The sequence below is a fragment of the Oceanobacillus kimchii X50 genome, from assembly GCF_000340475.1.
Taxonomy (GTDB): domain Bacteria; phylum Bacillota; class Bacilli; order Bacillales; family Amphibacillaceae; genus Oceanobacillus; species Oceanobacillus kimchii.
The window spans coordinates 667,702-681,399 of sequence record NZ_CM001792.1 but is presented as its reverse complement, the minus strand read 5'-3'; the positions used below and the strand labels follow the sequence as shown (position 1 = coordinate 681,399).

Annotated in this window: 16 protein-coding genes; all 16 read right to left on the bottom strand. The window is 36.5% G+C overall.

The genetic code is table 11. From position 1 onward, the window contains the following. Positions 1-20: 20 nt before the first annotated feature. The 16 genes from C794_RS03785 to C794_RS03710 all read right to left on the bottom strand — a co-directional run bounded on the left by C794_RS03785 (position 21) and on the right by C794_RS03710 (position 13,465). Positions 21-728: an ABC transporter ATP-binding protein gene (locus C794_RS03785; RefSeq protein ID WP_017795803.1), complete on the bottom strand. Its 708-nt coding sequence runs from the start codon at positions 726-728 to the stop codon at positions 21-23. Beyond that, positions 721-1,485 carry an ABC transporter ATP-binding protein gene (locus C794_RS03780; RefSeq protein WP_017795802.1) on the bottom strand — a complete coding sequence of 255 codons (765 nt, stop codon included), beginning with the start codon at positions 1,483-1,485 and terminating at the stop codon, positions 721-723. Before C794_RS03780 ends, C794_RS03785 begins: the two co-directional genes overlap by 8 nt. Positions 1,486-1,500: 15 nt before the next feature. Further along, complete coding sequence (locus C794_RS03775) at positions 1,501-2,487, bottom strand: branched-chain amino acid ABC transporter permease (RefSeq protein WP_017795801.1); 987 nt, start codon at positions 2,485-2,487, stop codon at positions 1,501-1,503. Continuing rightward, positions 2,488-3,351: a branched-chain amino acid ABC transporter permease gene (locus C794_RS03770; RefSeq protein WP_017795800.1), complete on the bottom strand. Its 864-nt coding sequence runs from the start codon at positions 3,349-3,351 to the stop codon at positions 2,488-2,490. Positions 3,352-3,642: 291 nt separating this feature from the next. Further along, positions 3,643-4,452 carry an enoyl-CoA hydratase/isomerase family protein gene (locus tag C794_RS03765; protein ID WP_017795799.1) on the bottom strand — a complete coding sequence of 270 codons (810 nt, stop codon included), beginning with the start codon at positions 4,450-4,452 and terminating at the stop codon, positions 3,643-3,645. 5 nt (positions 4,453-4,457) lie between these two features. Beyond that, the gene (locus C794_RS03760; protein ID WP_017795798.1) at positions 4,458-5,204 is read right to left on the bottom strand and encodes a 2-phosphosulfolactate phosphatase; all 747 of its coding nucleotides are present in this window, start codon (positions 5,202-5,204) and stop codon (positions 4,458-4,460) included. Positions 5,205-5,226: 22 nt separating this feature from the next. Continuing rightward, entirely contained in the window at positions 5,227-6,288 is a 1,062-nt protein-coding gene (locus tag C794_RS03755) for a phosphotransferase family protein (protein ID WP_017795797.1), read from the bottom strand. A 25-nt stretch (positions 6,289-6,313) separates the two neighbouring features. Beyond that, the gene (locus C794_RS03750) at positions 6,314-6,718 is read right to left on the bottom strand and encodes an acyl-CoA thioesterase (protein WP_017795796.1); all 405 of its coding nucleotides are present in this window, start codon (positions 6,716-6,718) and stop codon (positions 6,314-6,316) included. 34 nt (positions 6,719-6,752) lie between these two features. Beyond that, positions 6,753-7,319, bottom strand: a complete 567-nt coding sequence (locus tag C794_RS03745; RefSeq protein ID WP_017795795.1) for a TetR/AcrR family transcriptional regulator — start codon at positions 7,317-7,319, stop codon at positions 6,753-6,755. A gap of 87 nt (positions 7,320-7,406) precedes the next feature. Then, a complete protein-coding gene (locus tag C794_RS03740; RefSeq protein ID WP_017795794.1) occupies positions 7,407-8,576 on the bottom strand; it encodes a thiolase family protein in 1,170 nt (389 codons plus the stop codon). A 34-nt stretch (positions 8,577-8,610) separates the two neighbouring features. Then, positions 8,611-9,384, bottom strand: a complete 774-nt coding sequence (locus tag C794_RS03735; RefSeq protein WP_017795793.1) for an SDR family oxidoreductase — start codon at positions 9,382-9,384, stop codon at positions 8,611-8,613. Between the two features lie 15 nt (positions 9,385-9,399). Continuing rightward, positions 9,400-10,605 carry an acyl-CoA dehydrogenase gene (locus tag C794_RS03730; RefSeq protein WP_017795792.1) on the bottom strand — a complete coding sequence of 402 codons (1,206 nt, stop codon included), beginning with the start codon at positions 10,603-10,605 and terminating at the stop codon, positions 9,400-9,402. A 20-nt stretch (positions 10,606-10,625) separates the two neighbouring features. Further along, the gene (locus C794_RS03725) at positions 10,626-11,036 is read right to left on the bottom strand and encodes a MaoC family dehydratase (RefSeq protein WP_017795791.1); all 411 of its coding nucleotides are present in this window, start codon (positions 11,034-11,036) and stop codon (positions 10,626-10,628) included. Continuing rightward, a complete protein-coding gene (locus C794_RS03720; protein WP_017795790.1) occupies positions 11,033-11,482 on the bottom strand; it encodes a MaoC family dehydratase N-terminal domain-containing protein in 450 nt (149 codons plus the stop codon). The genes C794_RS03725 and C794_RS03720 overlap by 4 nt, the downstream gene beginning before the upstream one ends. 27 nt (positions 11,483-11,509) lie before the next feature. Then, on the bottom strand, positions 11,510-12,274 hold the full coding sequence (fabG, locus tag C794_RS03715) for a 3-oxoacyl-ACP reductase FabG (protein WP_017795789.1): 765 nt from the start codon (positions 12,272-12,274) through the stop codon (positions 11,510-11,512). A 12-nt stretch (positions 12,275-12,286) separates the two neighbouring features. Then, positions 12,287-13,465, bottom strand: coding sequence for an acyl-CoA dehydrogenase family protein (locus tag C794_RS03710; protein WP_017795788.1), 1,179 nt, complete (start codon positions 13,463-13,465; stop codon positions 12,287-12,289). Positions 13,466-13,698: the final 233 nt, after the last annotated feature.

The window sequence follows — 13,698 nt, the reverse complement described above, 5'->3', positions numbered from 1 at the left end:
ATTTTTTAAATACAAAGGATTTAAGCCCCTATATAAGCCTTTCTAACTTCTTCGTTTGAAAGTAATTCTTCTTTTGAACCTTCTACTACAACCCCCCCGTTTTCAAAGACATATCCCTTATCAGCAATATTCAAAGCGGCATTTGCATTTTGTTCGGCTAGTAGAATAGTAGTTCCTTCCTGATTAATCTGTTGAATACTATCAAACATTTGCTCCACAATTAAAGGTGCTAACCCTATAGATGGTTCATCTAACAACATTAACTTAGGCTTCGCCATAAGTGCTCTGCCAATAGCTACCATCTGTTGTTGTCCTCCACTCAGTGAACCAGCCATATCATGGCGTTTCTCATATAATATTGGAAATAACTCATATACTTCCTTTATAGTCTGTTTAATTCTACTTTTTGTTTTCCGATGAATATAAGCTCCCATTATCAAGTTGTCATATACCGTCATTCGGGGGAATAACTTCCTGTCTTCCGCACATTGTACAATACCTGCTTGCACAATTTTATCTGGTGATTTTCCCTTCAACGCCACCCCTTCAAACTCAATTTCTCCAGAAGCTGTTTTTTTCAATCCACTTATCGAATGGAATACTGTACTCTTCCCAGCCCCGTTCGCCCCTAGTAATACAACAATTTCTCCCTGTTTAACTTGAATATTGATATTGTTTACAGCAGCATAATTTCCATATTTGACCGTAACTTTATTTAGCTTAAGCACTTGCACTCCCTCCTAAATAAGCACGAATCACTTCTTCATTCTGATTTATTTCATTTGGTGTGCCTTCAGCAATCTTTTCACCATAATTTAATACCATGATCTTGTCAGCTAATTCCATAATCATTTTCATCTTGTGTTCAATTAAACAAATAGTTATTCCTTGTTGCGCCATTTTTTTAATTAAAGCGGATAATTCTTCGGTTTCATCCGGATTAACTCCAGCTGTCGGTTCATCTAGAAATATAATTTCAGGATCTGTTGCTAATGCAAGTGCAAATGCTACTCTCTTTTTCTCTTCTTGCGATAAATTTGCAACAGGTACATCGGCTACACTGGATAAGCCAACAAAGGATATGACTTCTAGTGCTTTCTGATTTGAACGCTCTTGTTCTTGCTTTAACCGTTTTGTTCGAAAGATCGCATCCCACAAATTTGATTGGGTTCGTAAACTATGACCAACGACAACATTTTCAAAAACATTTGATTTTTCAAATAGATGTGTAGTTTGGAAAGTTCGTGCAACCCCTAATTCAGCTATCTTATTTGCTGGCAATGTAGAAATATCTTTGCCTTTAAACATCACTTGCCCTGAGGTAGGTTTGTAAACACCACTGATTAGGTTAAAAAATGTTGTTTTTCCAGCACCGTTTGGGCCAATAATTGCGTTTATTTTCCCTTTATCTATTGAAAAATCAACATTATTTACGGCTCTTAAACCTCCAAACTGCTTGGATAATTCCTTTGTTTCAATATACATGTATGACACCCCTTTCTACGCTTCTTTTTTTTGTTCTTTTTGCCGTAAAGTTCTTTTTTGCTGTAAGTTTTGCTTCATACTAGAAAACATACCTACTATACCTCGAGGTGAGAAGATGATTAATAATGCTAGTAATGGACCAAAGATTAACATTCGATAATCTTGTAAGAATTGTAAGTTCTGAGAAAGCCATACTACTAGAAGTGTTCCTATAATCGGACCAGATAATGTACCAATACCTCCAACAATTAAATACATCAGTAGATCAAATGTTATATTTGTAGAACCGATATCTGGACCTAAAAAACGTATAAAACTTGCATATAACGCACCGGCTAACCCAGCAAAAAAGGTAGATAAAACAAAGGCAAGTAGTTTATTTTTTTTCGTTGAAATACCTAATGATAGTGCAAGTTGTTCACTATTTCGAATTGCAACTAGCTTTCTTCCGACTATGGAATTTACAATTCTATAAATAACGAAAATAGAGAAAAGCAATATGACTAAAATGAAATAATATTGTGCGATGTTACTTTCAAAAGAGATCGGTCCAATATCAGATGGTAACGGTATTCCCATTAAACCTCGAACACCTTCTGTCAAACTATCCCACTTATCAATTAATAAATAGATGACATACCCTACACAAAGCGTATATATAGCAAAGAAGTGTTCCTTGGTGCGCAATGCAATTAATCCAATACCAAACCCAATGATTGTTGTTATAATTGGTGCTAAAAATAGAGCTAGCCAAAAACCTACTTCTGCTTTCACCGTTAATAACCCTAATGCATATGCCCCTATTGCAAAAAATCCAGCATGAGCAAGTGATAAATAACCAGTATATCCTGCCAGAATATTTAAGCCATACACGGCTATCATCCATATAAACGATAAAGTCATTACATGAATATAGTAATTATTTTGTGTGAATAGAGGGAAAAGAAGGGCAACTAAAAGCAATCCTAAAACAATGTATTTTTGTGTATTATTTTTGATCAATTAATGTTCCCCCTTTGCAAATATGCCATTAGGTTTGATAGAGAGAATAATGATCAGAAGAACGAAAGCAATGATATCTTTATAATCACTCGAAATATAGGTTGCCCCAATACTTTCACTAAATCCTAAAATGTAACCACCTACAATGGCACCAGGTATACTCCCCATACCACCGATAATAATAATGACAAATGCCTTTAAAATAACGAGATGCCCCATGCCCGGAAATACTAGATTAATCGGTGATGTAAGCGATGCTGCAATTGCCGCTAGAGCACCAGCTATAAAAAACGTCAACATGGCAACTTTATTCGCATTGATTCCAACCAAAAACGCTCCTTCTCGATTTTGTGACAATGCAATGATTGTTCGACCTATAAACGTTTTTTTAAGAAAAACATAAAGTAGTATCATGACAACAATTGCTGCCACAACAATTAAAATTCTTTGGACAGTAAATGTTAATCCAAATACGTTTACGACCTCATTATATGGTGTTGGCATTTCGCGATAATCCGGTCCCCAGAACAACTGAGCAAACGCTTCTAAAAATAACAACATCCCAATTGCAGCAATCATACTATTAATGGATATAGAATTTCTTAGAGGATGAAATATGAGACGTTCCATTAATAATGCTAGAGTTCCAACCACCAGTACAGAGATAATCATAGCTAGCCAATAGGATAATCCCGCATAGACCATCATGGTTAACGTTACATAACCACCAATCATATAAATAGCTCCATGAGCAAAATTTGGTACATGCAAAATCCCATAAACTAGTGTGAGCCCTAACGCTACTAAACTATATACACTCCCTATCGTTAACCCATTGAATAACTGCTGTATTAATATCTCCATGCATTCTCCCCCTTCTTTGTATAAATTTACATAAAGTGAGTCAATTTCATAATAGATATTTCATGTCAAATCTGAATGTCGACGTTTTGATTTTCATTGCAGACGGACGCTTTTTAGCAGGCAAAGTTTTTAGCTAACTTGAAAAGAAGAAATTTTTAAAGCGGATCTTCAGCTCGAGCTGTTCCTGTAGGAGTAACCGTCTTCCATTTCAAACAAAGCCAAGTTATCGCTATAATCCGAACTAAATTAAAGCGTTTACATTTTGTCCAGCAAAAATACTTTTCCAATTGATTATCTTCTACTTTCTTTGCTCTCGTTTTTACCAAATTGCGGATTTCTCTTTTCCTTAAACGCTTGCACTCCTTCTGCGTGATCCTCGGTTGTCACCATCGTCGCCTGAGTAATTCTCTCTTGCTCAAGAATTTCTGACAAACTAGAAGTAAGTGAGAGATTGGTAAGTTTTTTAATAAATCCATACGCATAACTAGGACCAGAAGCAATCTTAGACGCAAACTTTTCGACTTCATCATCAAATTGATCTACTGTATAGATTTGATTAACAATACCTAAAGAGTGCGCCTTCTCAACAGAGATTGGCTCTGCATTAAAAAATAACTCTTTTGCTAGGTATGGACCAACTATCCTTGGAAGAAAATATAATCCACCACCATCAGAAATTAAACCGACTTTAGAAAAACTAAGGATAAAATTACTTCCTTCTGTCGCTACAATTAAATCACTTGCCAACGCCAAGTTGAAACCAGCACCAGCAGCATACCCATGTACTGCAGCAATTATTGGCTTTTCTAAATTATTCATTTGAATGATTAACTCATTTAGTTTACCGATATGATCGTAAGTGTGAATAGGATCCTTCTTCCCCATTGTTTTTACATCCCCACCGGCACTAAAAGATCTTCCTGATCCTTTGATAACAATAGCTTTTACCCGATCATTCGTGTTCGCTTCGGTTAGAGATTCTTTTAAACCTAGTATCATCTCTGGACTAAACGCGTTTAAACTATCTGGTCGATTTAACGTTAGATACATTACGTTCTCTTTTATATCTACAATTACATCTTCATATTTAAAATCAGACATTTTCTTCACCTCTTAAATTTTTTATGAATCACATACGTACCATCTTTTAAATATGGAACTACAAAACAAACATCTTTTTTAGCTACATAGCCAATATCATGATGAATCCCCATCTCAACTAACTTTCTGCCTACCCGAGAGTTTTGTAATACTTCTTCTGCTTGATTAACTTTCCCAAGATAAAATTGATGTGCTGTCATGGCTGTATCTGTCAAATCCCACTCCAAACCCTCTTTAGAATATTTTTTGAGACATTCAATGAAATAACCAGCTCCATAGAAATCTTCTATATTAAATTCACCAGATGAACCAGAACATGCTAATATAATCGTTTCATTTTCGTAATATTGCAAAATTTCATTTGCTACAGAAACTGAATTTAATAATGAAGCAGCATATACTTCGTTTGCCGCATGAGCGTTCTTCATTGCAACAGTTCCATTCGTTGTAGAGAGTATGACCGTTTTTTCTTTCACTTGTTCAATGAGATTACTTGGACTAGGAGAAAGAAAACCCTCTAAAGTTAATCCTTGATATTCTCCGACCAATATACAGTTTTCCTTCCCTGTTTTACATGCTTCACGTTTCGCTTCCTCTCCATTAAGTACTGGAATAACTTCATTTGCACCATGCTCTAATACGGCAGTAATAGTAGAAGTAGCTAATAATATATCAAAAACAACAACTACCTTACCATCTAACTTTTTACGATTTAAATCCTCTTTCTTGAGCAAAACATGAATTTTCCCCAATTAAACACCTCATTCAAATGGATTATATTTTTTTATGGGTATTTTCCAGTGCAAACGTGATGAGGTTTCTTACATAACCATTTAAATCCTTAAATCGTTCATCGTTTGTTTGACCTTGAAACCAACGATAATAAATTTGTTGACAGATTACTGCCAGTTTAAAATAAGCAAATGTTAAATAAAAATGGATATTGGAAACATCTCTTCCACTTTTTTTGGAATATGATTCTATCCAGTCATTTCTAGTCAAAAATCCTGAATATTTTGTCGTTACCTCTTTATCATCTAATCCTTTTTTCAATAATGGAGAATCAATTGCTTCTGTCCAATAACTCATCGCAACTCCTAAATCTGCTAAAGGATCGCCGACTGTGGTCATTTCCCAATCAAATAATCCGACAATTTCACTAAAGTCCTCATTAAACATTAAATTATTTAATTTATAATCATAATGAATAATGGTGGTTTCCGAAGAATTTGGAATATGTTTCATCAACCACGATTTCAGTTGTTCCACTCCGTTAATATCATCTGTTTTTGCTCGATCATACCTCTTTATCCACCCATGAACCTGTCTTTCTAAAAAGCCCTGGGGTTTTGTGAAATTCACTAAATTCGTTTGGGAATAATCTATCTGATGAAGCTCTACTAGTGTATCAACCATATTCTCTGATACTTTTCTGCATAAATCATCTGTAACCTGTGTCTCTTCAGGAAAATCCGTATCTAATACAATTCCTTTTTTTCTTTCCATTACAAAAAAGGGACTTCCAATGACATTTTCATCCCCGTATATATATGCTCTAGGAGCAGGAGAAAAATGGGCTTGTATTTCCTTTAAAATACTAAATTCTCTACCCATATCATGAGCTTTGGGAGCAACTGGACCTAATGGAGGCCTTCTCAAAACCGCTTCCCAATTCCCAACCTTCAATAGGTAAGTCAGATTCGAACGTCCTGCACTAAATTGCTTCATCGTTAAAGTTCCATTTGGTAAATCTGTTAGCTTTTCCCTTAAGAAATCTTCCAAAGCTCTTTGATTAATTTCTTCTCCACGACGAACTGGAATTGTCTCTGCTGCCATCTTTACCCTCCTTACTTAGAAAAATTCATTTCACAGTTGTTGTTAACCATGCTTCAAGATTTTCTCTTAATTGTACTGGGATAGCTACCGATTGTTGCTTCTCATAATTAAAACAAACAATTACAGCTGTCGCTTGGGCAATTTTTTCATGCTGTTTATTAACTAACATGTGTTGCATATGAAAACTCTTATCACCAATTTTTGATATAGTTGTAATTACTTTTAATGTTTCATCACCATAAGCCTGCTTTAAAAAATCACATTTAATAGATGCTAATATAAATCCAAAGGAGGAATCTCGATTAGGATGGATTTTCTTAAAGAATTTAGTACGAGCCTCTTCGAAATATAAGAAATAACTCGTATTGTTTACGTGTCCAAGCATATCCGTTTCACTAAACCTTACATATACTTCAATTTCATCATTCATATACATCCTCCTTTCCATATAGCTTTCTATCTTTTTATTCCTGATTAATTCCGTTTAAAATTAACTCCATATAATAATCGGTAAGTTGTTTTTCAGATACTTCTCCATCTGGATTAAACCAATAGTAACTCCAGTTTGTAATTCCGAGAATTCCTAACGTTAAAATATCAGGACGTATATTTTTATTAAATTCCCCTGCTTCTATTCCCTTAGTAATAATACTTTGAGTGTTGTTTCTAAATTTATTTCGTATATGTCTAACGATTTCTAAGTTTTCACCTTGCAAATGACGAATTTCTCTTGCAAAGATTCTTGCACTTTGTCGCTGTTTTCGAATATTACGGATGATTAATAACACATTATTGTATAGCTTTTCTTTATAGGTCTGTGTATTATTATTCAATATTTCTTCTTGCGCAAGCAGAAGATTTTGAATATAGGTTAAATTGATATCCTTTAATAACTCTTGTTTGCTCTTGTAGTAATAGTAAAAAGTACCTTTTGTAACTCCAATTGCATCGACAATATCTTGAATTGATGTTTCACTGTAACCATGTGTATCAAACAATGGTATACTCACTTGAATTATTTTATCTCTCATAATCTATGTTCCTCTCATTTTTGTGGGTTATATTATAGCATACATAATCCACACAAATGGTTATAAGTCCCAGAATTAACCTCACTACTACACACTTTCAATCAATGCGGAAATTCCTTGTCCCCCACCGATACACGCTGTTACAAGACCATATTTGCCACCACTTCGTTGTAACTCATAAACCATTTTTGTCATTAGAATAGCTCCTGTTGCTCCAAGAGGGTGTCCATGAGCAATCGCTCCACCATTTACATTTAATTTTTTTCTGTCAAATTCTAGCACTCGATCGCAGGCAATAACTTGAGCTGCAAATGCTTCATTTAACTCAATAAGATCGATATCTCTTAAATTTATATTTTCTCTTCTGAGTAGTTTTTGTGTAGCTGGTACTGGACCGATACCCATTACATTTGGATCCACCCCGGCTACTGCAGAATTTCTAATAATCGCCAATGGGCTTAAACCTAATTCTTCTGCCTTTTCTCTAGCCATAATGACAAGTGCAGATGCTGCGTCATTTAGTCCAGAACTACTGCCTGCAGTCACTGTCCCCTCCTTAACAAAAGCAGGTGGTAATTTTTCTAATCCTTCAATAGTCGAATTCGGACGTGGATGCTCATCAATATCGAATACAATTGCACTTTCTTTCCGTTTAGGAACTGAAATTGGTACAATTTGTTCTTTAAACCGTCCTTCACGCATTGCTTCTCCCATTCGTTGTTGACTTGAAAGAGCATATTCATCTTGCTCTTCTCTTGAGATGTTATACTTATTTACGAGGTTCTCCGCTGTTATTCCCATTGGCGGGTCACCTATACGATCTGGAGAGAGTTTGGATTTTCGAATCGTTGGCGGCACGGGACTATATGCTTGCTCTGGTCGATCCATCAAATATGGAGCACGACTCATACTTTCAATACCTCCAGCAACATAAATGTCTCCCATCCCCGACTGAATAGCTTGCTGTGCCAGAACAATTGCATTTATTCCCGAACCACACTGACGATCAACGGTTAGTCCTGGTAAATGAATCGATAAATCTGCTTGTAAAGCTGCTAATCGAGCAATATTCCCCCCACCACTTAGTACATTACCCATGATTACATCATCGATTAGCGCTGGATCTACCTTTGCTCGCTTTACTGATTCTTTGATTACTTCTGCTCCAAATACATGTGCAGGTACGGTCGCTAAAGCTCCTCCCTGCCTGGCAATTGCTGTTCGAACAGCAGAAACGATTACGGCATCTCTATTCATCACTTATTCACCTCACCTTTCGAAAATTATGATGCTACATTGCCGCAGATCCTCCATCTACTACTATAGTTTCTCCTGTGACAAAGTCAGAAGCAGATGAAGCTAAAAATAATGCCACTCCTTTTAAGTCTGTATCTGTGCCGAACTTTCGTAGCGGAGTTCGGCTTAAAAACTTATCCTTGCTCCTTTCGATTAAAACCTTCGACATTTTAGTCGGGAAAAATCCGGGCGCAATGGCATTTACATAGATTCCACTTGGTCCCCATTTCACTGCGAGATCTTTTGTAAATGTAATTACTCCACCTTTACTTGTGTTATAACCAATGGCATCCATTAATTCAGGATCAGAACCTTTTAATCCAGCTACCGAAGCAATATTGATTATTTTTCCATATTTTTGATCTTTCATGACTTTACCTACCGCTTGTGACATCAAAAAGGTCCCGATAACATTGACATTTATCACTTTTTGAAAGGCTTCTAATGGCATTTCATCAACTGGAGCTCCCCAAGTTGCACCACTATTATTTACCAAAATATCAATGGCTCCAAATTTTTCAATGGTTTTTTCAACAACTTGGTTAATATCTTCAGGGTTGGTAATATCACACTTTAATGCTAGTGACTGTGCTCCAATTTTCTCTAGCTTTTCACTTACTTCCTTACAATTTTCTTCCTTTCTGGAACAAACCACTACATTTGCACCAGCTTCAGCAAAACCTGCAGCTATTTGTTCACCCAGTCCTCGTCCTCCGCCTGTAACCAGAGCTGTTTTTCCAGTGAGATTAAATAACTCTTTAACATGCATACACTCATCTCCCAATTATTGATACTTGTTCAATTCCCATTTTGCTATAGACCTGCGATGAACTTCATCAGGACCATCAGCAAGTCGTAACGTTCGTATATTAGCCCAACTTGCAGCAATTGGATAATCTTCACTAACTCCTGCTGCTCCCATCACTTGAATTGCTTTATCAATTACATCAAGTGCCATGTTTGGAGCAACTACTTTAATCATTGCAATTTCAGATTTTGCTTCCTTATTGCCAACGGTGTCCATCATATAAGCAGCTTTTAAAGTTAATAACCGAGCCTGTTCTATATTCATCCTTGCATTTGCAATCCACTCTTGAATAACACCTTGTTCTGCCAATTTTTTACCGAATGTCTCTCGACTTAGTACACGCTTACATAAAAGTTCTAATGCACGTTCCGCTGCCCCTATCGTTCTCATACAATGATGAATTCTCCCCGGCCCTAATCTCCCTTGAGCAATTTCAAATCCTCTACCTTCTCCTAGCAACATATTCGATGCGGGTACTCTCACATTGGTATACTCAATTTCTGCATGTCCGTGTGGTGCATGATCGTAACCAAAAACAGGTAATGTGCGTTTAATCGTCACACCAGGCGTATTCATTGGTACTAGAATCATTGACTGTTGTTTATGCTTTTTAGCAGTTGGATTACTCTTTCCCATTACAATCGCGATTTTACATCGAGGATCGCCAGCTCCAGAGGACCACCATTTTGTTCCGTTGATAACATACTCGTCACCATCCCGGACAATACTTGCTTTTATATTTGTTGCATCCGATGAAGCAACATCCGGTTCTGTCATCGAAAAACAAGAACGAATCTCTCCATTTAATAAAGGTTCCAACCATGCTTTTTTTTGCTCCTTAGAGCCATATCTTTCTATTGTTTCCATATTACCTGTATCAGGAGCAGCACAGTTAAATACTTCTGGAGCAAGACCCGAACGCCCCATAATTTCACACAATGGAGCATATTCCAAGTTTGTTAATCCCACTCCGTAGTCACTATCTGGTAAAAACAAGTTCCATAGTTTTTCATCTTTTGCTTTCTGTTTCAATTCTTCTAGAATTGGTGGGATGGTCGAAAAACGATCCATGGGGTCAAGTTGTTCTTGATATAATTTTTCATTCGGATAAATATACGATTCCATAAACGATGTCAATTTTTCTTGATAAGACTTCACTTTATCTGAGTACTCAAACTCCATCTATTTCACCCCAAATTCATCTATTCATCTTCAAATAATTTAAATTTAATCGACCCTTTAATAACCGATTTATCATGTTGATTAACAGCTTTGACATCAAATAGTAAGTTGTCACTCGCCTTATCGGATACTTCTGCCTGTAACGTTACCGTATCATTTAAAAATACCATTCCAGCAAAACGAATCTTATAGTCTTGAATAAATCCTTCTTCATAATATGGTGTAAATAACTTTGTTAGATTTCCCATGGTCCACATGCCATGAGCAATAATTCCCGGAAGGCCAGCTTTTTCTGCTTCTTCATCGATTGTATGAATTGGATTAAAATCAAGAGAGGAACCAGCATATTTAATTAAATCCATTCTCGATACAGGATGTAATGTGATTTGTTCTAATCTATCACCAGTCTGAAGTTTTACTAGATTACTCATACTCCCATCGCCTTCCTTACTTTTTCTGTAATTATGATGGTAGCTTCTTCGGTAAAAATAACATTTCCTTGTGAATCTTCACCGTATCTTTTTGTAACTAAAAAGCCCATCAAACCATTTTTACCTTCTTTTTCATAGTAATCTTTTATTTTTGTGTAACAATACAATTCTTCTCCTACCAATAAAGGTCGTTCATAGTGATAAATTTGTTCACCATGTATGAGTCCCTTATTTGGAAGTTGAAGTCCTTTGATCTCCCCATAGTCAAATACTCTTGGAAACGTCGGCGGCGCAATATTTCTTCCATACCTTGATTGTCGCCCGGTCTCTTCGTTCACATAAATTGGATGCAAATCACCAATTGATTCTGCAAAACGCTTAACAATACCTTTTTCTACAACATTTTTAATCTTATTTGACTCTTCTCCGATCACATGACGAAACATAGATTCACCTCATTCCTAAATTGAATATTATGCTTTTGGACCACCCGCGACATAAATAACCTGACCACTGACAAATGATGATTTCTCATCCGCAAAGAATGCCACTGCATTGGCAATATCTTCTGGTTTTCCACTTCTTCCAACCGGGATTTGACTCACACTTCCTTTTACGAAATCATCAAATGGTATACCAACTCTAGCAGCAGTTTCTTTAGTCATATCCGTTTCAATAAATCCAGGCGCAACTGCATTTGCAGTTATACCAAATTTCCCTAGTTCAATCGCTAATGTTTTAGTCAGCCCTTGTAAACCAGCTTTTGCCGTAGCATAGTTCGCCTGACCTCTATTGCCGAGAGCTGATGTCGATGAAATATTAATAATGCGTCCATACTTTTGCTCTACCATATACTGTTGAACTGCTCGTGTTGCATTAAAAGCTCCTTTTAAATGCACATCCATCACTTGTTGCCAATCATTATCCGTCATTTTAAATAACAAATTGTCTCTAATTACCCCGGCATTATTCACAAGAATATCTATTGAACCAAATGCATCATTGATTTCCTTTACCGCCAACTCTACATCACTTGCATTTACAACATCTGCAACCTTTGAATAAACTGTATAACCTTTTTCTGTAAATTCTTTCGTTGCATGTATTAAAGCTTCTTCGTTTACATCAATAATTGCAACCTTCGCCCCTTCTTCCGCTAATAATGAAGCGACACCTTTTCCTATTCCTCTACTGCCACCTGTAATTAATGCTACTTTTCCAGAAAACCTGTTTGTCATCATTTTTTCCTCCTATACGTATTGCCCTAATTTGACATGTCCTTTTAGTAAATTCCTAGATATAATCACACGTTGAATTTCATCGGTTCCATCATAAATCCTCCACAATCTTGCCTCTCGATACCAGCGCTCAATAGGTAGTTCACGCGTATAGCCCATTCCGCCATGAATTTGCATGACACGATCAACGACTCTCGTACCCATATTTGCTCCATACAATTTAGCAATTGATGCTAAGTGTCGATTATCTTCTCCTTGATCAAGAGTGAACGCTGCATTAAGCACAAGCCATCTTGCAGCTTCTATTTCTACTGCAGAATCCGCAATTTGCCATTGGATTGCTTGCCTTTCTGAAATAGGTTTACCAAAGGTTTCTCGCTCTTTCGAATAGTTAATCGCCATTTGTAATAATCGTTCTGCAGTTCCGACAGCGCGAGCACCGACAATCCATCTCGCGAAACCAATCCACTCGAGTCCTAAATTATAACCTTTATGCAATTCTCCTAAAATATTCTCTTCTGGGATTCGAACATTTTCAAAAAACAAGCTAGCCGGTCCCCATTCTCCCATCGTATGAATATATTCAGAATCCCATCCCATATCCCGGTCAGCAATAAAACATGTAACTCCTTCTCTACCTTTTGTCTTTTGATGTATTTCCTTATCGGTAATTGCAATTACCATAACAAAATCCGCTTCATTTCCACCGGTAATAAATGTTTTTTCTCCGTTAAGCACCCATTCAGAACCATCCTTTACTGCAGTCATTTTAATATTCTGTGTGTCAGATCCTGCACCTGGTTCCGTCATCGCAAAGCATGATTTTTTATCCCCATTTATCGTTGGAATTAAATATTTCTTTTTTTGCTCTTCATTCCCGTAATATAAAATATTATCTGCTGATCCTCCAAATTGAAATGGAACGAATGTTTTCGATACCTCCATTGCAACAATTGCTTGCATCATTTGTCCTAGATCTGCTCCACCATATTCTTCCGGAGTATTTATCCCCCAAAAACCAGCATTCTTTGCTTTCAACACCAATTCTTCTTGTTTTTCTTTTGAAAGACTTGGCTTTCCTTCTCGTTCATTTCGTAGCACATCATTCTCTAAAGGAATAAGCTCCTTCTCTACAAATTTGCGAATCGTTTGCTGTACCATTTTTTGTTCATCCGTTAATCTTAAATGCATAATTTCTCTCTCCTTTTCTCCATCTATATGTTTAAAGCTTGCCTAAAATACTAACCGGTTGGTATGTTTGTATTAAAAAATTTTAAGTAATTGATTGAAGTTAATATATTTGGTATAAAATCCGAATGTTGCGCTGTTTGATTTCTATTGCAGCCGGACGCTTTTTAGCAGGCACGGCCTCAGCTAACTTGAAAAGAAGACCACTTTTCAAGTGGATCTTCAGCTCTGTTGAT